Here is a 19,596-nt window from a genome sequence, read left to right as displayed (position 1 = left end):
GGTTCGCTCAGGCGTTGGTGTGGAGCCAGTCGTGGAGCTCGCGCACCGAATGCGCCACGTGCAAGGGGTTCAATGCCGCGAACGCGGCCGGCTCATGCGCACCGTAGCTCACGCCCACGCTGGCACAACCGGCGTTGACGGCCATCTGCAGGTCGTGCGTGGTGTCACCGATCATCAATGTGCGCTCGGGCGCCACGCCGAACTCGCTCATCAACTCCAGCAGCATGAGCGGGTGCGGTTTGCCGGCGGTTTCGTCGGCGGTGCGGGAACTGTCGAACACGCCCAGCAGCTCCACCGTCTGCAGCGCCTCGTCCAGGCCGCGCCGGCTCTTGCCCGTGGCCACGGCCAGCAGATGCTGGCGCGCCTTGAGGTCGGCGAGCATGGGCAGCACCCCGTCGAACAGGCTCAGCTCATGCTGCTGTTTGATGTAGTGGTGGCGGTAGCGTTCACCTAGCTGCGGATACTTCTCGGGCGGCACATCCGGGGCGGCATGCGCCAACGCCTGCATCAGGCCCATGCCGATCACGTAGCTGGCGGCTTCGCGCGTGGGCAGCTGGCCGCCCACGTCGGTCACGGCGGCCTGGATGCAGCGCGTGATCAGGGCCGTGGAATCGAACAGGGTGCCATCCCAGTCAAAGGCAATGAGGTCGAACCGGCGTGCTCGCATGGGGCTCCGCTTCAAGCCAGCGTCTGCGCGTGGTGGCGCAGGTGGTCTTCCATGAAACTCTGGATGAAGTAGTAGCCGTGGTCGTAACCTTCGTGCCGGCGCAGCGTGAGCGCCTGCCCGGCCTGCTCGCAGGCGGCCTCGAACAGGTGCGGGTGCAGCTGGTTGGCGAGGAAGTTGTCCGCCAGGCCCTGGTCGATCAGCAACGGTGGCAGGCGGCCGCCGGCCTTCACCAGCTCGGTGGCGTCGTGCGCGGCCCAGGCCGCGCGGTCGGCACCGAGGTAACCGGTGAACGCCTTCTCACCCCAGGGGCATTGCGTGGGCGCGGCAATCGGCGCAAACGCCGACACGCTCTGGTACAGGCCGGGGTGGCGCAGGGCCAGCGTGAGCGCGCCGTGGCCGCCCATGGAATGGCCGAACAAGCCAACACGGTCGGCGCGGGCCGGGAACTGCGCCAGCACCAGCGCACGCAGCTCCTGCGTGACCCAGCTTTCCATGCGGAAGTGCCGGGCCCAGGGCGCTTCGGTAGCGTCCAGATAGAAGCCCGCACCGTGGCCGAAGTCCCAGGCCTCGCTGGCACCGTCAATGCCGGTGTCGCGCGGGCTGGTGTCGGGCGTCACGAGCATGAGCCCGAGTTCGGCCGCCAGCCGCTGGGCGCCGGCCTTGATGGCAAAGGTGTCTTCGGTGCAGGTCAGGCCGGCCAGGAAGAACAGCACCGGCACCGGGCCCTGCGCCGCCTGCGGCGGCACGAACACGCCGAACTTCATCGGCAGGCCGATCTCGTTCGACGCGTGGCGGTAGAAGCCCTGCACGCCGCCGAAGCAGCGGTGCTCGCTGAGCGTCTCCAGTGCCATCAGAACTCCACGACCGCGCGGATCGACTCACCGCGCTTCATCAGTTCAAAGCCTTCGTTGATGTCGGCCAGCTTGAGCTTGTGGGTGATCAGGTCGTCGATGTTGATCTTGCCTTCCATGTACCAGTCGACGATCTTGGGCACGTCGGTGCGGCCGCGTGCGCCGCCGAAGGCCGAGCCTTCCCACTTGCGGCCGGTGACCAGCTGGAACGGGCGGGTGCTGATCTCGGCGCCGGCTTCGGCCACGCCGATGACGATGCTGCGGCCCCAGCCCTTGTGCGTGCACTCCAGCGCGTCACGCATCACCTTGGTGTTGCCGATGCACTCGAAGCTGTAGTCGGCACCACCGTCGGTGAGTTGCACGATGGCGTCGACCACGTTTTCCACGTTCTTCGGGTTGATGAAGTGCGTCATGCCGAACTTGCGTGCCATGGCTTCGCGTTCGGGGTTCAGATCGACGCCGATGATCTTGTCGGCACCGACCATCTTGGCGCCCTGGATCACGTTCAGGCCGATGCCGCCGAGGCCGAACACGACCACGTTGGCGCCCGCTTCCACCTTGGCCGAGAAGATCACCGCGCCCAGGCCGGTGGTCACGCCGCAGCCGATGTAGCAGACCTTGTCGAACGGCGCGTCTTCGCGGATCTTCGCCAGCGAGATCTCAGCCGCCACGGTGTAGTTGCTGAAGGTGCTGGTGCCCATGTAGTGGAAGACCGGCTTGCCGTCGATGCTGAAGCGGCTGGTGGCGTCGGGCATCAGGCCCTTGCCCTGCGTGCCGCGGATCAGCTGGCACAGGTTGGTCTTGCGGCTCAGGCAGAACTTGCACTGGCGGCACTCGGGCGTGTAGAGCGGAATGACGTGGTCGCCCTTCTTGAGCGTGGTCACGCCGGGGCCCACATCCACCACGATGCCCGCGCCTTCGTGGCCCAGGATGGCGGGGAAGATGCCTTCCGGGTCGGCGCCGGAGAGCGTGTAGTAGTCGGTGTGGCAGATGCCGGTGGCCTTGATCTCGACCAGCACTTCACCGAACTTCGGGCCTTGCAGGTCGACGGTTTCGATGGTCAGGGGTTGGCCTGCTTTCCAGGCGACGGCGGCTTGTGTTTTCATGTTGTGTCTACTCGGGTGGTTACTAAATCGCCCACGAGATTACCTCAGAACAAGCACCGCACTTGGCACCGCACCTGAAGACCCTGGCAAAACAAAAAACCCGCGCATCCGGCATGGCCAGACCGCGGGTTTCTGCCCCTTGTCAGAAGGGCCACAGTGCGCTGTGCGCGCTCACTCGGTTTTTGCGCCGCCCTTGAACCACTGTCCGATCAAGGCGCGCTCTTCTTCTGTGAGGCCGGTGGCGTTGTTCATCGGCATGGCGCGGGTGACCACGGCCTGCTGGTACACCGCCTGCGCGTGCAGCTTGAGCGCATCGGGCGTGTCCAGGCGCACGTTCTTGGACTGCAGCGCCTCGCCGTGGCACATCACGCAGCGCTGCTCGATGATGGGCTTGAGCTGTGCGTAGCTCACCGTGTCGGGCACCGCCACGGCCTGCACCGGTGCGGGCTTGAGCCAGACGATCAGCGCGATCAGCGCCACCACACCAGCCACGGCGTAAGGCCAGGGGTGCTTGTTGCGGCCGAGCTTGTAGCCGTGGCGCATCACGAAGAACTGCCGGATCGCGGCACCGGCGAACATCATGCCGATGAGGATCAGCCAGTTCTGCGGGTGGCTGTAGGTGAAGCTGTAGTGGTTGCTCAGCATCGCGAACAGCACCGGCAGCGTGAAGTAGGTGTTGTGCACGCTGCGCTGCTTGCCGCGCTTGCCGTGGATCGGCTCCACCGGGCGTCCGGCCTTGAGGTCGGCCACCACGGTGCGCTGGCCGGGGATGATCCAGAAGAACACGTTGGCGCTCATCGCGGTGGCGATCATCGCGCCCATCAGCAGGAAGGCCGCGCGCCCGGCGAACAGCTGCGTGGCCAACCAGGCCGCCACACACACCAGCACCAGCACCAGCGCGCCCACCTTGGCGTCGCCGTTTTTCGTCTGCCCCAGGGTGCGGCAGATGGCGTCGTACAAGACCCAGAACACCACCAGGAAGGCCAGCGCGGTGCCGATGGCAGCGGCCGGCGACCACTGGAACACATTGGGATCGATCAGGTAGACGCTCGGGCTCCAGAGGTAGGACACCAGGAACAGCGCAAAACCCGAGAGCCAGGTGGAGTAACTCTCCCAGTAGAACCAGTGCAGGTGGTCGGGCAGCTTGGGCGGCGCAACCGCGAACTTCACCGGGTGGTAGAAGCCGCCGCCATGCAAGGCCCAGAGCTCACCGCTGACGCCATCCTTTTTCAGCTGCTCATCCTCGGGTGGGGTGAGGCTGCTGTCGAGAAAGACGAAATAGAAGGAAGAACCGATCCAGGCGATCGCGACGATGACGTGCAGCCAGCGCAACAGCAGATTGGCCCAGTCAAGCAGATAAGTTTCCATGGCACCTCAAGGCAAGGTCAGGTCTTGCGACTCACCACCGCGGGCGCTCTGAGTCGTCTGAGGGCCGCGATGGTGTCGTGGGGGACACCTGCTCCGCTGCGACCGGTCGGCAAAGTGTATACAGTTTTTGCAAACATTCAAGCGCCCGATGGGCTCGGTGACGATGCGGCAGTTTCAAGCAACAACTGCGCCACCACCGCCGCCGCGATCACCGCCGGCTGCTTGCCCACGATGCCGGGCAGGCCGATCGGGCAGGTGATGCGGGCCAGCTCGGCATCGCTGAAGCCGCGATGGCGCAGGCGGCTGCGGAAGGTGGCCCACTTGGTCGCGCTGCCGATCAGGCCGATGAAGCGCAGGTCGCCGCGCTCGCGCTGGCGTTGCAGGCAGGCGGCGACGATGTCGAGGTCTTCCGCGTGCGAGAAGCTCATCACCAGCACGCTGGCGCTGGGCGGCAACTGCGGCACGGCGGCTTGCACCGGGTCCGAGTGTTCGGCGTTCACCTGCAGCGGCACGTCGTTCGGAAACACCTCGTCGCGGCTGTCGATCCAGGTGACGTCGAACGGCAGCGGCGCCAGCGCCTGCACGATGGCCCGGCCCACATGACCGCCGCCGAACAAGGCCAGCGGCTGGTGGCCAGCGGTGAGCCGGTCGCGCAATGCGCCGCGCAACGATGCGTCCACGCGTTCGTAGTGCAGCACCAGCGCGCCGCCGCAGCATTGGCCGAGGCTGGGGCCGAGCGTCACCGACCGTTCCCAGGTGGCGGGCGATCCGGCCGGTGCCGCGAGCGCTTCGCGCGCCTCGCGCATCGCGTCCCACTCCAGGTGGCCACCGCCGATGGTGCCGATCACGCCGTCGGCCGAAGCCGGCGGGAAAACCGCCATCCAGGCACCGGTTTCGCGCGGTACCGAACCGCGCGTGGCGCCGACTGTCACAAGAACCGCGGGCTCTGTCGCCAGGCGCTGTAAAAAGAATTCAAGCTCTGCGAGCATGTGTTGCGCCGAGGTCAAAAGAAAAGATTGAGCGCGCCATGGGAGGCGCGGGCGCATCAGTATCCACCCTACTGCGGCCCTGGCCCATGGGAAACGCCCATACACTCCATTCGCCTCGTCGTATGGTTTCTTGAAGACCAGCGCCAGAATCCGACCCGATTTACAGGTTTGCCACCATGAGAGACATACCCCCCTCCCCCCGCCCGGCCGTTCCGGCGGACGGCGCCACCAGGACCCGCTCCTCCTGGGGCTGGCTGGGCGTGTGCACCGCCGCGCTGCTCGCGGCCTGCGCCGCGCCGCTGCCGCCGCCCCCGCCACCGCCGCCGCCACCCCCCCCACCGGTACCCGCACCACCACCGGTCAGCGTGCTGCCGGCGCCCCAGTTCATCTCGAACGCCGCTTCCCCGCTCGACTACCGCAAGGACGGCGCGCGCCACATTTACGACCGCAACAGCGAACGCATCTACAAAGGCCGCCTGCCGCCGCTGATGCACGCCGTGGGCGTGCTGCAGGTGCAGGTGGATGGCAGAGGCAACGTGCAGACCATCAACTGGATGCGTGCACCGAGCCACGTGCCCGACGTGATGCGCGAGATCGAACGCACCGTACGCGCCGCAGCCCCGTTCCCGGCACCCGTGCGCATGGGCAGCGTGACCTACACCGACGTCTGGCTGTGGGACAAGAGCGGCAAGTTCCAGCTCGACACGCTGACCGAAGGCCAGCGAGACCGCTGACCCCCGCCGAAGCCCGACTCAAACCCGCCACCCGGCGGGTTTTTTCATGGGCGCTCAGCTGCCCCGGTAGGTGGAATAGCTCCAGGGGCTCACCAGCAGGGGCACGTGGTAGTGCTGGTCGGCGTGCGCCACGCCGAAGTCCAGCGCCACGCGGTTGAGGAAGTTGGGCTCGGGCAGGGCCACACCCTTGGCCGCAAAGTAACCCTTCACGTCGAACACCAGGCGGTAGGTGCCGGTCTTGAGGCTGCTGTGGTCGTACAGCAGGCCGTCTGGGTTGCGGCCGTCTGCATTGAGCGTGAAACGTTTGACGAGCGTGGCCTGCTCGCCCTCGGTGGTGTGCAGCTCCACCACCATGCCGGCGGCGGGGCAGCCGTGCATCGTGTCCAGAACGTGTGTGCTCAAGCCCATGGGGTGTCCTTCCAGTGTTTGATGGTCGACCGAAAGTGTATACACTTTTTGCATTTTCTGGATATGATGGCCGCATGGAAACCTCCAGCACCCTGCACATCGTCGAGTCCCTCACGCGCGCCATCGTGGAGCACCGGCTGCATCCGGGCACCAAGCTGGCAGAGCAGAAACTGGCCGACCACTTCGGCGTTTCGCGCACCCTCGTGCGCCAGGCGCTGTTCCAGCTGTCGCAGAACCGGCTGATCCGGCTGGAGCCCGCGCGCGGTGCCTTCGTGGCCACGCCCTCGGTGCAGGAAGCACAGCAGGTGTTTGCCGTTCGCCGCATGCTGGAGGTGGAAATGACGCGCGCCTTCGTGCGCTCGGTGACGCCCGCCAAGCTCAAGGCCCTGCGCGAGCACGTGGCACAGGAAAAGCTGGCGGTAAGCAATGCCGATGTGCCCGGCCGCACCGAGCTGCTGGGCGACTTTCACGTGCGCATGGCCGAGCTGATGGGCAACCAGGTGCTGGCCGAGCTGCTGCGCGAACTCATCTCGCGCTGCGCGCTGATCACGCTGATGTACCAGAGCAACCAGGCGGCGGAGCATTCGAACGACGAACACGCCGACATCGTCAAGGCACTGGCCGCGCGCGACGAAGAGCTTGCCGTGCGCCTGATGAACGAGCACCTGCTGCACGTGGAAGAAAACCTGACCTTCGACCGCAAGCTGCCGACCAACGACATCTCCATGGCCCTTTCATGACCCTCCCCCGTTGCTTGCTCACTGCGTGTAGCCGCATCCCCCCTCAGGGGGCCATGCCTGCGGCCCGGCGGAGCCGGTTCCGCGGCATCTCTGGATAACTCCCCCTCGTCTCTAAGCAACCCATGTCTCTCTACGACTCCACTGCCCCCTACCCTCGCGACCTGGCCGGTTATGGCCGCGATGTGCCGCACGCCCGCTGGCCGCAAGGCGCGCGCATCGCCGTGCAGTTCGTGCTGAACTACGAAGAAGGCGGTGAGAACAGCGTGCTGCATGGCGACGACGCGTCCGAACAATTCCTCTCGGAAATGTTCAACCCGGCCGCGTACCCGGCGCGCCACATCAGCATGGAAGGCATTTACGAATACGGCTCGCGCGCCGGCGTCTGGCGCATCCTGCGCGAGTTCGAGCGGCGGGGCCTGCCGCTCACCGTGTTTGGTGTCGCGACCGCCCTGCAGCGCAGCCCCGACGTGACCGCCGCGTTCCAGGAACTGGGATACGACATCGCCTGCCACGGGCTCAAGTGGATTCATTACCAGCACGTCGACGAAGCCACCGAGCGCGCCCACATGGCCCAGGCCATGCAGTTGATCGAACAGCTCACCGGCAGCCGCCCGCTGGGCTGGTACACCGGCCGCGACAGCCCGAACACGCGCCGCCTGGTGGCCGACTTCGGCGGCTTCGAATACGACAGCGACTACTACGGCGACGACCTGCCCTTCTGGATGAAGGTGCGCAAGAGCGACGGCAGCGATGCGCAGCGACTCATCGTGCCCTACACGCTGGACTGCAACGACATGCGCTTCGCGCTGCCGCAGGGCTACTCGCACGCCGACCCGTTCTTCCAGTACATGAAGGACACCTTCGACGCGCTCTACGCCGAAGGCGATCCGAACGGCCTGGACCGGCCCAAGATGATGAGCATCGGCATGCACTGCCGGCTGCTCGGCCGCCCTGGCCGCATCACCGCGCTGCAGCGTTTCCTCGACCACGTGCAGAACCACGAACACGTGTGGGTGGCGCGGCGCATCGACATCGCCCGCCACTGGCGGGACACGCATCCCCTTTCCGCTGCCTGAGGTCGCCCATGCCCATCACCCTTGAACAACTCAACCAGGCACCGCTGGCCGACGCCACGCAACTGCTCGACGGCCTGTACGAACACTCACCCTGGATCGCCGAACAGGCGCTGGCACAGCGGCCATTTGCCTCGCTGGCCGCGCTCAAGCACGCCATGGTGTCGGTGCTGGCCAAGGCCGGCGTGGAGCCGCAGCTGGCGCTGATCCGCGCCCACCCGGAGCTTGCGGGCAAGGCCATGGTGAGCCAGTCGCTCACCGCCGAATCCACCAACGAGCAGACCAAGGCCGGCCTCACGAACTGCACGCCCGAAGAGTTCGCGCACATCCAGCAGCTCAACGCGCAATACAACACGAAGTTCGGCTTCCCCTTCATCCTCGCGGTGCGCGGCCCGCGCGGTGCCGGGCTGGCCAAGCGCGAGATCATCGCCACCTTCGAGCGCCGCCTGAACAACCCGGTGGACTTCGAGCGCGCCGAGTGCCTGCGCAACATCCACCGCATCGCCGAGATCCGCCTGAACGACAAGTTCGGCTTCGAACCAACCACCGGCAACACGGTCTGGGACTGGCACGAAGACCTGGCGCGCCACAGCGATCCGGGCTTTGCCGAACACGGCCAGCTCACCGTGACCTACCTCACCGACGCCCACCGCGCCTGCGCAGCCGACATCGCCGCGCGCATGCGCGAGGTGGGCTTCGACACGGTGCAGATTGACGCCGTCGGCAACGTGGTGGGCCGTTACCTCGGCCACACGCCCGACGCGCCCACGCTGCTCACCGGCAGCCACTACGACACCGTGCGCAACGGCGGCAAGTACGACGGCCGGCTCGGCATCTTCGTGCCCATGGCCTGCGTGCAGCGCCTGCACGCCGCCGGCCGCCGCCTGCCCTTTGCCTTCGAGGTGGTGGGGTTTGCCGAAGAAGAAGGCCAACGCTACAAGGCCACCTTCCTGGGTTCGGGTGCGCTCACCGGCCATTTCAACCCCGCCTGGCTGGAGCAGCGTGACGCCGATGGCATCGGCATGCGCGAAGCCATGCAGCACGCCGGCCTGCCGGCCACGCTGGACGCCATCGCCGCGCTGCAGCGCGACCCGGCGCAATACCTCGGTTTTGTCGAGGTGCACATCGAACAGGGCCCGGTGCTCAACGAGATGGACCTGCCGCTGGCGGTGGTCACCTCCATCAACGCCAGCGTGCGTTACCAGTGCGAAGCCATCGGCATGGCCAGCCACGCCGGCACCACGCCCATGGACCGCCGGCGCGACGCCGCCAGCGCCGTGGCCGAGCTGGCGCTGTATGCCGAACAACGCGCGGCCGCCGATGGCGATTCGGTGGCCACCATCGGCATGCTGCAGGTGCCGGGCGGTTCCATCAACGTGGTGCCCGGCCGCTGCCTGTTCTCGCTCGACCTGCGCGCGCCCAGCAATGCGCAGCGCGACGCGCTGGAGCGCGACATCCTGGCCCAGCTGCGCAGCATCTGCGAACGGCGCGGCATCGGCCTGACGCTGGAGGAAACCATGCGCGCCGCCGCCGCGCCGAGCGCACCCGCCTGGCAGGCCCGCTGGGAGCAGGCGGTGAACGCCCTGGGCGTGCCGCTGCACCGCATGCCCAGCGGCGCCGGCCACGACGCCATGAAGCTGCACGAGGTGATGCCGCAGGCCATGCTCTTCGTGCGCGGTCTCAACAGCGGCATCAGCCACAACCCGCTGGAAGCCACCACCAGCGACGACATGGAGCTGTGCGTGGACGCCTTCTCGCACCTGCTCGAACAACTCGCCACCGAACACACCCACTGAGAACACCATGAGCACCGAACAACAACTGGACAGCTGGATCGACGCCCACTTCGACGAGGAAGTACGCTTCCTGCAGGAACTCGTGCGCGTGCCCACCGACTCGCCACCGGGCAACAACGCGCCGCACGCCGAGCGCACCGCCGAGCTGCTGGCCGCCATGGGCCTGGACGCTGAGAAACACGCCGTGCCCGCCGACGAGGTGCAGGCCGCCGGCCTGGAGAGCATCACCAACCTGATCCTGCGCCGCGCCTACGGCCCGGGCGGCAAGACCATTGCGCTCAACGCCCACGGCGACGTGGTGCCGCCCGGCGAAGGCTGGACGCACGACCCCTACGGCGGCGAAGTGGTGGACGGCAAGATCTACGGCCGCGCCACCGCGGTGAGCAAGAGCGACATCGCCAGCTTCACCTTCGCCATCCGCGCGCTCGAATCGCTGGGCGCCAAGCTCGCGGGCGGCGTGGAGCTGCACGTGACCTACGACGAGGAATACGGTGGTGAGGTCGGCCCCGACTGGCTGCTGAAGAAGGGCCTGACCAAGCCCGACCTGATGATCGCCGCCGGTTTCAGCTACCAGGTGGTGGTGGCGCACAACGGCTGTCTGCAGCTCGAAGTGACGGTGCATGGCGACATGGCACACGCCGCCATTCCCGACAGCGGCACCGACGCGCTGCAGGGCGCCACCCACATCCTGAACGCGCTCTACGCGCTCAACGCCGACTACCTCAAGGTCACGTCGAACGTCGAAGGCATCACCCACCCCTACCTCAACGTCGGCCTGATCAGCGGCGGCACCAACACCAACGTGATCCCCGGCAAGGTGGTGCTCAAGGTGGACCGCCGCATGATTCCCGAGGAAGACCCGGCCGAGGTCGAGGCCGCCCTGCGCCGCACCATCGAACAGGCCGCCGCCAGCTTCCAGCCACCGCGCGGTGGCCGCGAGCTCAAGGTGGAAGTGCGCCGCATGCTGCTGGCGCGCGCGATGAAGCCCCTGGCCGGCAACCAGCCGCTGGTGCAGGCGATCCAGAAACACGGCCAGGCCGTGTTCGGCGAAGCCATTCCTGCCGTCGGCACGCCGCTCTACACCGACGTGCGCCTGTACGTGGAGCGCGGCATTCCCGGCGTGATCTACGGTGCCGGCCCGCGCACGGTGCGCGAATCGAACGCCAAGCGCGCCGACGAGCACCTGCAACTCGACGACCTCAAGCGCGCCACCAAGGTGATTGCGCGCACGCTGCTCGACCTGCTGCAGCCCGCCTGAAGGCCTGCCCGCATCACCCTTGAAACAACGCAGGAAGCGTCGCGTCGCGGGGTCGCTCGCGTGACACAATGACCGCGCTTTCACGCCTTACGGAGACCGACACCATGACCCCCGCAGAACAAGCCTTGCGCGACGCCGCGTTCGAATACCACCGCACGCCCTCGCGCGGCAAGATCGCCGTCACCCCCACCAAACCCCTGTCCAACCAGCGCGACCTGTCGCTGGCTTACTCCCCCGGCGTCGCCTACCCCTGCCTGGCCATCGAAGCCGACCCGGCCACCGCGGCCGAGTACACCTCGCGCGGCAACCTCGTCGGCGTGATCACCAACGGCACCGCCGTGCTGGGCCTGGGCAACATCGGCCCGCTGGCCGCCAAGCCGGTGATGGAAGGCAAGGGCTGCCTGTTCAAGAAGTTCGCCGGCATCGACGTGTTCGACATCGAACTCGACGAGAAAGATCCGGACAAGCTGGTCGAGATCATTGCCGCGCTCGAACCCACGCTGGGCGGCATCAACCTCGAAGACATCAAGGCGCCGGAGTGTTTCTACATCGAGAAGAAGCTGCGCGAGCGCATGGGCATTCCGGTGTTCCACGACGACCAGCACGGCACCGCCATCATCTCGGCTGCCGCCCTGCTGAACGGGCTTGAGCTGGTGGGCAAGGACATCGGCACGGTCAAGGTGGCGGTGAGCGGCGCCGGTGCGGCGGCCATCGCCTGCCTGGACGTGATGGTCGGCCTGGGCGTCGCACCCGGCAACATCTTCGTCTGCGACTCCAAGGGCGTGATTTTTGAAGGCCGGCCCGGCGGTTACGACGAGTCCAAGGCGCGTTACGCGCAAAAGACCGACAAGCGCACGCTGGCCGATGCGGTCAATGGTGCAGACGTGTTCCTGGGCTGCTCCGCGCCCGGCGTGCTCACCGCCGACATGATGAAGTCCATGGCGGACAAGCCCATCGTGCTCGCGCTGGCCAACCCCGAACCCGAGATCCGGCCCGAGCTGGCCAAGGCGGTGCGGCCCGACGTCATCATCGCCACCGGCCGCAGCGACTACCCGAACCAGGTCAACAACGTCCTGTGTTTCCCGTACATCTTCCGCGGCGCACTCGACTGCGGCGCGACGCGCATCACCGAAGAGATGAAGCTGGCCTGCGTGCGCCAGATCGCCGACCTGGTGAAGAGCGAGACCAGCGAGGAAGTGGCCAACGCCTACGCCGGCCAGGACCTGAGCTTCGGCCCCGAGTACATCATTCCGAAGCCGTTTGATTCGCGCCTGATCCTGCGCATCGCCCCGGCCGTGGCACAAGCCGCCGCCGACTCCGGTGTGGCCACGCGCCCCATCACCGACATGGACGCCTACCGCCAGCAGCTCGGCCGCTACGTCTACCAGACCGGCATCCTGATGCAGCCGGTGTTCAACGCGGCCAAGGCCCTGACGAACAAGGCGCGCGTGGCCTATGCCGACGGTGAAGACGAGCGCGCGCTGCGTGCGGCGCAGCTGGCGATCGACGACCAGATCGCGATGCCGATCCTGATCGGGCGCCCGGCCGTGATCGAGGCCCGCATCGCCAAGGCCGGCCTGCGCATGAAGCTCGGGCAGGACGTGCAGAACGTCAACCCCGAGGACGATCCCCGCTTCCGCCAGTACTGGGAGCACTACCACCAGATCATGGGCCGCCAGGGCGCCACGCCCGAAGTGGCCAAGGCCGCCGTGCGGCGCTCCAACACCATCATCGGCTCGCTCATGCTGTCGCTCGGTGATGCCGACGCGCTGATCTGCGGCCTGGTGGGCAGCTACATGACGCACCTGGAGCGCATCGACCATGTGCTGGGCCGCCGCCAGGGCGCCGGGCTGTACGCCGCGGTCAATGCGCTGATGACGGACCGTGGCCCGATCTTCATCGCCGACACCTACGTCAACGAAGATCCAAGCGCCGAAGAACTGGCAGACATTGCCTGGATGGCGGCGCAGGAAGTGCAGCGCTTCGGCCTGCCGCCCAAGGTCGCCTTCCTCTCGCATTCCAGCTACGGCTCCAGCAAACGCGCCTCGGCGCGCAAGATGGCGCAGGCGCGTGACCTGTTCGTGGCCGCGCACCCCGAGATCGAGTGCGACGGCGAGCTGCACGGCGACGCCGCGCTGCAACCCGAGATCCGCAGCGTCTACCTGCCCGAGAGCACGCTCAGCGGCGCGGCCAACCTGCTGATCTGCCCCAACCTGGACGCGGCCAACATCCTCTACAACGTGATGAAGACCACCTCCAGCGGCGGTGTCACCGTCGGCCCGATCCTGATGGGCTGCGCCGGCACGGTGCACATCCTCACGCCGGCCGCGACGGTGCGGCGCGTGCTCAACATGACGGCGCTGGCGGCTGCCAGTGTGGCGTCGAAGGGCTGAGCGCTCAGGGCTGGGTGCTGGTCGCCTCTGGCTATCAAAAAAAGGACGCTTCGGCGTCCTTTTTTTTGGCCTGTGCCTCGCCAAGGAACCCACCAACACACCACCGGTGAAACCGTGAAACCGCCGGTCAGGACGCCGGGTTTCCCCTAGGCTGGGCCCATCTTGCAGTACACATAATCTGTATACAGTTTTGCATGCATTGAAGCCAAACCACGCCGCAAGGAACCGCCATGTCCACCTCCGTCCACCCCGTAGATGAAGTCCTGCCCACCGGCAAACTCACGGCGCTCGGCCTGCAGCACGTGCTGGTGATGTACGCCGGCGCGGTCGCGGTGCCGCTGATCGTGGGGCGCGCTCTCAAGCTCAGCCCCGAGCAGGTGGCCATGCTCATCTCGGCCGACCTGTTCTGCTGCGGCCTGGTCACGCTGATCCAGGCGCTCGGCGCCACGCAGTGGTTCGGCATCAAGCTGCCGGTGATGATGGGCGTGACCTTCGCCTCCGTCGCGCCCATGGTGGCCATGGCCAACAGCAACCCCGGCATCCAGGGCGCGGGGCTGATCTTCGGCTCCATCATCGGCGCGGGTGTGGTCTCCATCCTCATCGCGCCCATCGTCAGCCGCATGCTGCGCTTCTTCCCGCCGGTGGTCACCGGCACCATCATCGCGGTGATCGGCATCAGCCTCATGCGCGTGGGCATCAACTGGATCTTCGGCAACCCGGTCGGCCCCACCACCCCCTCCATCCCCAGCCCCGAACACCTGGCCTGGCTGCACACGGTGAACGAGGCCACGGCCAAGGGCCTGGTGCCCGACATGCCCAAGGGCCTGGCCATCGTGGGCGGCGTGCCCAACCCGGCCTATGCGCAGCCGGCGCACATCGGCATCGCCGCCATCGTGCTGGTGGCGATCCTGCTCATCGCCAAATACGCGCGCGGTTTCATCGCCAACATCTCGGTGCTGCTGGGCATCGTGGTCGGCGCCGTCATTGCCGCGGCCACCGGCCTCATGACCTTCGAGAAAGTCGGCCACGCAGACTGGTTCGATCTGGTGCTGCCGTTCGAGATCGCCATGCCGATCTTCGACCCCATCCTGATCCTCACCATGAGCCTGGTGATGATCGTCGTCATGATCGAATCCACCGGCATGTTCCTCGCGCTGGGCGACATGACCGACCGCAAGATCGACCAGAAGGCGCTCACGGCCGGCCTGCGCACCGACGGCCTGGGCACCTTGATCGGCGGCATCTTCAACACCTTCCCCTACACCAGCTTCTCGCAGAACGTCGGCCTGGTCGGCGTCACCGGCGTCAAGAGCCGCTATGTGTGCGTGGCCGGCGGCGTGATCCTCATCGTGCTCGGCCTGCTGCCCAAGATGGCGGCGCTGGTCGAGTCGCTGCCCACCTTCGTGCTGGGTGGTGCCGGGCTGGTGATGTTCGGCATGGTGGCCGCCACCGGCATCCGCATCCTGGCCGGTGTGGACTACAAGGGCAACCGCAACAACCTCTTCATCGTGGCGGTGTCGATCGGCTTCGGCATGATCCCGCTGGTCGCGCCCAACTTCAAGCAGTGGATGCCGCATGCCATCCACCCGTTGATCGAGTCCGGCATCCTGCTGGCGTCCATCAGCGCCGTCGCGCTCAACCTGTATTTCAATGGCAGCCGCGGCGACAACAGCGCCGCCATCGAAGCCGCCAAACATGCCGATGCGCACTGAGCGCTACACGGCCGATGCAGGGACATGGGGAGCGCCGAAGAATCACCGTGGTGGTGCATGAGCCGGTCGGGCATGCACCGTTTAAGGGTTACCCTTGATGCCGGATTGACGCTGTCGAACAAGAATACGTGTATACAAATTCTGTGCTCAAAAGGCGTAGAGCGACCGTCTCAGCTGCACGCGTACCGCTGGCATCTTTATTGCTGATAACGGTGTACGCCAGGCGTACCCCGTGCGTCCTCCAATCCCCGCAATTCCGACCACCACAGGAGCATCCATGATCAAGCGCCACTTCATCAAAACCACCGCAGCTTTGCTCGCCGCCGCGGCTTTCGGCAGCAGCGCCTACGCGCAGACGCCGATCAAGTTCCAGCTCGACTGGCGTTTTGAAGGGCCTGCGGCGTTGTTCCTGCAATCGGCGGCCAAGGGCTACTACAAAGCGGCCGGCCTGGACGTGACCATCGACGCCGGCAACGGCTCGGGTGGCACCGTCACCCGCGTGGCTTCGGGCACCTACGACATGGGCTTTGCCGATGTGGCCGCGCTGATGGAGTTCCACGCCAACAACCCCGACGCTCCCAACAAGCCGGTGGCGGTGATGATGGGCTACAACAACACCCCTGCCGCCGTGCTCGCACTGAAAAAGAGCGGCATCACCAAGCCCGCAGACCTCACCGGCAAGAAGCTCGGCGCCCCGGTGTTTGACGCCGGCCGCAAAGGCTTCCCGATCTTCCAGCAGGTCAACAACGTGGGCAACGTGGCCTGGACCTCGATGGACCCACCGCTGCGCGAAACCATGCTGGTGCGCGGCGACATCGATGCCATCACCGGCTTCTCCTTCACCTCGCTGCTCAACCTGGAAGCGCGTGGAGTGAAGACCGAAGACGTGGTGATCCTGCCTTTCGCCGAACACGGCGTGAAGCTGTACGGCAACGCCATCATCGCCTCGCCCAAGCTCATCAAGGAGAACCCGGCCGCCGTGAAAGCATTCCTGACCGCCTTCGCCAAGGGCGCCAAGGAAGTGATGGCCAACCCGGCGTCCACCATCGACACGGTGAAGGCACGCGACGGCATCATCAACGTGCCGCTGGAAACCCGCCGCCTGGTGCTGGCCATCGACTCGGTCGTCGCCAGCCCCGACGCGCGCAAGGAAGGCTTCGGCCAGATCAACCCGGCGCGCCTGTCCCTGATGGCGTCGCAAGTCTCGGACGCTTATGGCACCAAGACGCGCGTCGACCCCGCCGCCATCTGGAACGGCTCCATGCTGCCCAGCGCTGCCGACCTCAACGTGCTGCCGCCCGCCAAGAAGTAAGAACCGACCCCGGCCTCGGGCCCAGGCCAGCCACCACCCCACGGCGGCTGGCCTTTTTTTCAGGAAGACAACATGCAAGCACCCCCCAGCGCGGCGACACCGGCCGGAGACACCAGCGACCAGGCCTTCGTCGACTTTGACCAGGTCTGGCTCGCCTACAACGAGGAGCTGCGGGCGCAGAACATCTTCGCGGTGGAAGACATCAACCTCAAGGTCAAGCGCGGCGAGTTCATCGCCATCGTCGGCCCCTCGGGTTGCGGCAAGTCCACCTTCATGAAGCTCACCACGGGCCTGAAGATGCCCAGCATGGGCAAGATCCGCATCGACGGCCAGCCCGTCACCGGCCCGCTCAAGATTTCGGGCATGGCCTTCCAGGCGCCCTCGCTGCTGCCCTGGCGCACCACGCTGGACAACGTGCTGCTGCCGCTGGAGATCGTCGAACCCTTCCGCAGCCAGTTCAAGGACCGGCGCAAGGAATACGAAGAACGGGCGAAGAAGCTGCTGGCCAGCGTCGGCCTCGGCGGCATGGAGAACAAGTTTCCGTGGGAGCTTTCGGGCGGCATGCAGCAGCGCGCCAGCATCTGCCGCGCGCTGATCCACGAACCCAAGATGCTGCTGCTCGACGAGCCCTTCGGCGCGCTCGACGCGTTCACGCGCGAAGAACTCTGGTGCACCTTGCGCGACCTCTGGGAGGCGCAGCGCTTCAACGTCATCCTGGTCACGCACGACCTGCGCGAATCGGTCTTCCTGGCCGACACGGTGTACTGCATGAGCCGAAGCCCGGGCCGTTTCGTGGTGCAGCGCGAGATCCCGATCCCGCGCACGCGCGACCTGGAAGTGACCTACTCCAAGGAGTTCTCCGACATCGTGCACGAGCTGCGCGGCCACATCGGTGCCATGCGCAAGACCGGCACGGTGATCAACCAGTAAGACAGCGGAGCCAACAACATGAACAACAAACACCTCGAGCGCTGGTCGCCGCTGATCCTGCTGGTCGCCATCATTCTGCTGTGGGAATTCATCATCCGTGCCTTCGGCATCTCGGAGTTCATCTTCCCCAGCCCGTCGCGCATCTGGGAACAGACGCTGGAGCACAAGACCACCATCCTCGGCCACGCCTGGCGCACCTACTGGGTGACCATGGCCGGCTTCGGCATCGCCATCGTGGTCGGCGTGCTGCTGGGCTTCCTCATTGGCAGCTCGCGCCTGGCCTATGCCGCGGTCTACCCGCTCATGACGGCCTTCAACGCCCTGCCCAAGGCGGCCTTCGTGCCGATCCTGGTGGTGTGGTTCGGCATCGGTGCCGGCCCCGCCATCCTCACCGCGTTCCTCATCTCCTTCTTCCCCATCATGGTGAACATCGCCACCGGCCTGGCCACGCTGGAGCCCGAGCTGGAAGACGTGTTGCGCGTGCTGGGCGCCAAGCGCTGGGACGTGTTGACCAAGGTCGGCCTGCCACGCTCCATGCCGTATTTCTTCGGCTCGCTCAAGGTCGCCATCACGCTCGCCTTCGTGGGCACCACGGTGTCTGAAATGACGGCGGCGAACGAAGGCATCGGCTACCTGCTGATCTCGGCCGGTTCGTCGATGCAGATGGGCCTGGCCTTCAGCGGCCTGCTGGTGGTCGGCATCATGGCCATGGTGATGTACGAACTGTTCAGCTTCGTCGAGAAGCACACCACCGGCTGGGCGCACCGCGGCAGTCAGAACTGACCCCCTGCGCGTCCCCCTGCAAGCGGGCCGACACCCGAGGACCGGCCGAGCCGGTTCCTCGGTGTCTCTGGACCAAGCCACCTGCACCTCCTCCATTGCCATGAACCCAGACCAAGTGACACGCCACCTGCGCCGCGCCAACGACGTGGCGCGCCGCGCGGCCGCCATGGGCCGCCACCCTTTCGGCGCACTGCTGGTGGCGCCCGATGGCGAGACGGTGCTGGCCGAGCAGGGCAACATCAACACGGTGAACCACGCCGAGTCCACGCTGGCGCGCCACGCGGCAGACAACTGGCCCGGCGAGTACCTCGCACGCTGCACCCTGGTGACCACCTTCGAGCCCTGCGCCATGTGCACCGGCACGCTCTACTGGGCGAACATCGGCCGCGTGGTCTACGGCGCCAGCGAAGAGGCCTTGCTCGCGCTCACCGGCAACCACGAAGAGAACCCCACCCTGTCGTTGCCCTGCCGCGAGGTGCTGGCACGCGGGCAGAAAAACATCGAGGTCATCGGCCCGGTGGCCGAACTCGAAGACGACATGCTGGCGCCGCACCGCGGCTTCTGGACCTCGCGCTGAGCCGCCGCCCAACGCGCTCGGGGCGCAGGCCGGCACCTACACTTCCCCCATGCCCTGGCACGCCCAACTCGACCTCCGGTACCGCCGCGACGACGCCCAACGCACCGTGCTGCAGCACGTCCACACCGGGCCACTGCGCATCCTGAAGAGCCTGTACCCGGAAGGGCAAGGCATCTGCCACAACGTGGTGGTGCACCCGCCGGGTGGGCTTGTCGGTGGTGACGTGCTCGACGTGCGCGTGCACGCCGGCGCCGGCACACACGGCCTGCTGTCCACCCCGGGCGCCACGCGCTTCTACCGCTCCGAAGGCCCGCCCACCACACAACAGGTGGCGCTCACGCTGGAGGCCGGGGCGCGCCTCGAATGGCTGCCACTGGAAGCCATTGCCTACCCCGGCTGCCATGCGCTCAACACGCTGAGCGCCACGCTGGCCGAGGGCGCCGAGATGATCGGCTGGGACGTGTGCGCGCTCGGCCTGCCCACCGCCGGCCAGCCATTCGACCGCGGCCACCTCACGCAGCACCTGGAGATTCCCGGCTTGTGGCTGGAGCGCTCACACATCGACGCCGCCGACACCCGCCTGCTCGAATCGCCGCTCGGCCTGGCCGGCCAGCGCTGCCTGGGCACGCTGTGGCTGGCCTGCGGCACACCGCTCACGCGCGAGCGGCGCGAACACCTGTTGGACACCGTGCGAGCGTTGCTCGACGGTGATCTGCAAGGCGTGCTGGCCGGTGCCACCTGCCCCAACCCGCAGATGCTGGTGCTGCGCGCAGTGGCGCCGCTGGTGGAGCCGCTGATGGCGCTGTTCCAGCGCGTCTGGGCCGGGCTGCGCACCGAGGCCTGGGGCCTGCCGGCGGTGCCGCCGCGCATCTGGAGGGTTTGAGGGGCACTCCCCCCTG

Annotated in this window: 18 protein-coding genes; 12 read left to right on the top strand and 6 right to left on the bottom strand. The window is 66.8% G+C overall.

Going from position 1 to position 19,596, the window contains the following annotated elements; all coding sequences use genetic code 11:
* Positions 1 to 7: 7 nt before the first annotated feature.
* The 5 genes from HPA01S_RS09850 to xdhC all read right to left on the bottom strand — a co-directional run bounded on the left by HPA01S_RS09850 (position 8) and on the right by xdhC (position 4,981).
* Positions 8 to 667 (bottom strand): HAD family hydrolase, encoded by a 660-nt coding sequence (locus tag HPA01S_RS09850; RefSeq protein WP_066269427.1) that lies wholly within the window; start codon positions 665 to 667, stop codon positions 8 to 10.
* Positions 668 to 678: 11 nt separating this feature from the next.
* Positions 679 to 1,518, bottom strand: coding sequence for an S-formylglutathione hydrolase (fghA, locus tag HPA01S_RS09845; RefSeq protein WP_066269425.1), 840 nt, complete (start codon positions 1,516 to 1,518; stop codon positions 679 to 681).
* Complete coding sequence (locus tag HPA01S_RS09840) at positions 1,518 to 2,624, bottom strand: S-(hydroxymethyl)glutathione dehydrogenase/class III alcohol dehydrogenase (protein WP_066269423.1); 1,107 nt, start codon at positions 2,622 to 2,624, stop codon at positions 1,518 to 1,520. The genes fghA and HPA01S_RS09840 overlap by 1 nt, the downstream gene beginning before the upstream one ends.
* A 171-nt stretch (positions 2,625 to 2,795) precedes the next feature.
* Positions 2,796 to 3,992, bottom strand: a complete 1,197-nt coding sequence (locus tag HPA01S_RS09835) for a urate hydroxylase PuuD (RefSeq protein WP_066269421.1) — start codon at positions 3,990 to 3,992, stop codon at positions 2,796 to 2,798.
* A 137-nt stretch (positions 3,993 to 4,129) separates the two neighbouring features.
* On the bottom strand, positions 4,130 to 4,981 hold the full coding sequence (gene xdhC / locus HPA01S_RS09830; RefSeq protein WP_066269419.1) for a xanthine dehydrogenase accessory protein XdhC: 852 nt from the start codon (positions 4,979 to 4,981) through the stop codon (positions 4,130 to 4,132).
* Between the two features lie 176 nt (positions 4,982 to 5,157).
* Between xdhC and HPA01S_RS09820 the strand changes: the two genes are divergently transcribed.
* Positions 5,158 to 5,715 carry a hypothetical protein gene (locus HPA01S_RS09820; RefSeq protein ID WP_245638613.1) on the top strand — a complete coding sequence of 186 codons (558 nt, stop codon included), beginning with the start codon at positions 5,158 to 5,160 and terminating at the stop codon, positions 5,713 to 5,715.
* Positions 5,716 to 5,769: 54 nt separating this feature from the next.
* On the opposite strand, the gene uraH is transcribed toward HPA01S_RS09820, so the two are convergent.
* Positions 5,770 to 6,123 (bottom strand): hydroxyisourate hydrolase, encoded by a 354-nt coding sequence (gene uraH / locus HPA01S_RS09815; protein WP_066269413.1) that lies wholly within the window; start codon positions 6,121 to 6,123, stop codon positions 5,770 to 5,772.
* Between the two features lie 74 nt (positions 6,124 to 6,197).
* Here uraH and HPA01S_RS09810 point away from each other — a divergent pair, with 74 nt between their 5' ends.
* The 11 genes from HPA01S_RS09810 (at position 6,198) to HPA01S_RS09760 (ending at position 19,580) form a co-directional block, all read left to right on the top strand.
* Entirely contained in the window at positions 6,198 to 6,863 is a 666-nt protein-coding gene (locus HPA01S_RS09810; RefSeq protein ID WP_066269411.1) for a GntR family transcriptional regulator, read from the top strand.
* 122 nt (positions 6,864 to 6,985) lie between these two features.
* Complete coding sequence (gene puuE / locus HPA01S_RS09805; RefSeq protein ID WP_066269409.1) at positions 6,986 to 7,939, top strand: allantoinase PuuE; 954 nt, start codon at positions 6,986 to 6,988, stop codon at positions 7,937 to 7,939.
* A gap of 8 nt (positions 7,940 to 7,947) precedes the next feature.
* Complete coding sequence (uraD, locus tag HPA01S_RS09800) at positions 7,948 to 9,732, top strand: 2-oxo-4-hydroxy-4-carboxy-5-ureidoimidazoline decarboxylase (protein ID WP_066269407.1); 1,785 nt, start codon at positions 7,948 to 7,950, stop codon at positions 9,730 to 9,732.
* Positions 9,733 to 9,739: 7 nt separating this feature from the next.
* The gene (locus HPA01S_RS09795) at positions 9,740 to 10,990 is read left to right on the top strand and encodes a M20 family metallopeptidase (protein WP_066269405.1); all 1,251 of its coding nucleotides are present in this window, start codon (positions 9,740 to 9,742) and stop codon (positions 10,988 to 10,990) included.
* A 104-nt stretch (positions 10,991 to 11,094) separates the two neighbouring features.
* Positions 11,095 to 13,383: an NADP-dependent malic enzyme gene (locus tag HPA01S_RS09790; RefSeq protein ID WP_066269404.1), complete on the top strand. Its 2,289-nt coding sequence runs from the start codon at positions 11,095 to 11,097 to the stop codon at positions 13,381 to 13,383.
* Between the two features lie 230 nt (positions 13,384 to 13,613).
* The gene (locus HPA01S_RS09785; protein ID WP_066269403.1) at positions 13,614 to 15,095 is read left to right on the top strand and encodes a nucleobase:cation symporter-2 family protein; all 1,482 of its coding nucleotides are present in this window, start codon (positions 13,614 to 13,616) and stop codon (positions 15,093 to 15,095) included.
* A 277-nt stretch (positions 15,096 to 15,372) separates the two neighbouring features.
* Positions 15,373 to 16,407, top strand: a complete 1,035-nt coding sequence (locus HPA01S_RS09780) for an ABC transporter substrate-binding protein (protein WP_066269401.1) — start codon at positions 15,373 to 15,375, stop codon at positions 16,405 to 16,407.
* Between the two features lie 72 nt (positions 16,408 to 16,479).
* Entirely contained in the window at positions 16,480 to 17,337 is an 858-nt protein-coding gene (locus HPA01S_RS09775; protein ID WP_066269397.1) for an ABC transporter ATP-binding protein, read from the top strand.
* 18 nt (positions 17,338 to 17,355) lie between these two features.
* On the top strand, positions 17,356 to 18,120 hold the full coding sequence (locus tag HPA01S_RS09770) for an ABC transporter permease (protein ID WP_066269396.1): 765 nt from the start codon (positions 17,356 to 17,358) through the stop codon (positions 18,118 to 18,120).
* 100 nt (positions 18,121 to 18,220) lie between these two features.
* Positions 18,221 to 18,697, top strand: a complete 477-nt coding sequence (locus HPA01S_RS09765) for a nucleoside deaminase (RefSeq protein WP_066269394.1) — start codon at positions 18,221 to 18,223, stop codon at positions 18,695 to 18,697.
* A 49-nt stretch (positions 18,698 to 18,746) separates the two neighbouring features.
* A complete protein-coding gene (locus tag HPA01S_RS09760) occupies positions 18,747 to 19,580 on the top strand; it encodes an urease accessory protein UreD (RefSeq protein ID WP_066269392.1) in 834 nt (277 codons plus the stop codon).
* The last annotated feature ends 16 nt before the right edge of the window (positions 19,581 to 19,596 follow it).

It is taken from the genome of Hydrogenophaga palleronii NBRC 102513 (assembly GCF_001571225.1).
Classification (GTDB): Bacteria; Pseudomonadota; Gammaproteobacteria; order Burkholderiales; family Burkholderiaceae_C; genus Hydrogenophaga; species Hydrogenophaga palleronii.
This window is presented reverse-complemented; position numbering and strand designations above follow the sequence as displayed.

Excerpts from the sequence above, each read along its gene's own strand:
- HPA01S_RS09835 (WP_066269421.1), bottom strand. The coding sequence starts at position 3,992 with ATGGAAACTTATCTGCTTGACTGGGCCAATCTGCTGTTGCGCTGGCTG.
- HPA01S_RS09780 (WP_066269401.1), top strand. The coding sequence starts at position 15,373 with ATGATCAAGCGCCACTTCATCAAAACCACCGCAGCTTTGCTCGCCGCC.
- HPA01S_RS09795 (WP_066269405.1), top strand. The coding sequence starts at position 9,740 with ATGAGCACCGAACAACAACTGGACAGCTGGATCGACGCCCACTTCGAC.
- uraD (WP_066269407.1), top strand. The coding sequence starts at position 7,948 with ATGCCCATCACCCTTGAACAACTCAACCAGGCACCGCTGGCCGACGCC.
- uraH (WP_066269413.1), bottom strand. The coding sequence starts at position 6,123 with ATGGGCTTGAGCACACACGTTCTGGACACGATGCACGGCTGCCCCGCC.
- HPA01S_RS09770 (WP_066269396.1), top strand. The coding sequence starts at position 17,356 with ATGAACAACAAACACCTCGAGCGCTGGTCGCCGCTGATCCTGCTGGTC.
- xdhC (WP_066269419.1), bottom strand. The coding sequence starts at position 4,981 with ATGCTCGCAGAGCTTGAATTCTTTTTACAGCGCCTGGCGACAGAGCCC.
- HPA01S_RS09810 (WP_066269411.1), top strand. The coding sequence starts at position 6,198 with ATGGAAACCTCCAGCACCCTGCACATCGTCGAGTCCCTCACGCGCGCC.
- HPA01S_RS09790 (WP_066269404.1), top strand. The coding sequence starts at position 11,095 with ATGACCCCCGCAGAACAAGCCTTGCGCGACGCCGCGTTCGAATACCAC.
- fghA (WP_066269425.1), bottom strand. The coding sequence starts at position 1,518 with ATGGCACTGGAGACGCTCAGCGAGCACCGCTGCTTCGGCGGCGTGCAG.
- HPA01S_RS09765 (WP_066269394.1), top strand. The coding sequence starts at position 18,221 with ATGAACCCAGACCAAGTGACACGCCACCTGCGCCGCGCCAACGACGTG.
- HPA01S_RS09785 (WP_066269403.1), top strand. The coding sequence starts at position 13,614 with ATGTCCACCTCCGTCCACCCCGTAGATGAAGTCCTGCCCACCGGCAAA.
- HPA01S_RS09820 (WP_245638613.1), top strand. The coding sequence starts at position 5,158 with ATGAGAGACATACCCCCCTCCCCCCGCCCGGCCGTTCCGGCGGACGGC.
- HPA01S_RS09850 (WP_066269427.1), bottom strand. The coding sequence starts at position 667 with ATGCGAGCACGCCGGTTCGACCTCATTGCCTTTGACTGGGATGGCACC.
- HPA01S_RS09760 (WP_066269392.1), top strand. The coding sequence starts at position 18,747 with ATGCCCTGGCACGCCCAACTCGACCTCCGGTACCGCCGCGACGACGCC.
- HPA01S_RS09840 (WP_066269423.1), bottom strand. The coding sequence starts at position 2,624 with ATGAAAACACAAGCCGCCGTCGCCTGGAAAGCAGGCCAACCCCTGACC.
- puuE (WP_066269409.1), top strand. The coding sequence starts at position 6,986 with ATGTCTCTCTACGACTCCACTGCCCCCTACCCTCGCGACCTGGCCGGT.
- HPA01S_RS09775 (WP_066269397.1), top strand. The coding sequence starts at position 16,480 with ATGCAAGCACCCCCCAGCGCGGCGACACCGGCCGGAGACACCAGCGAC.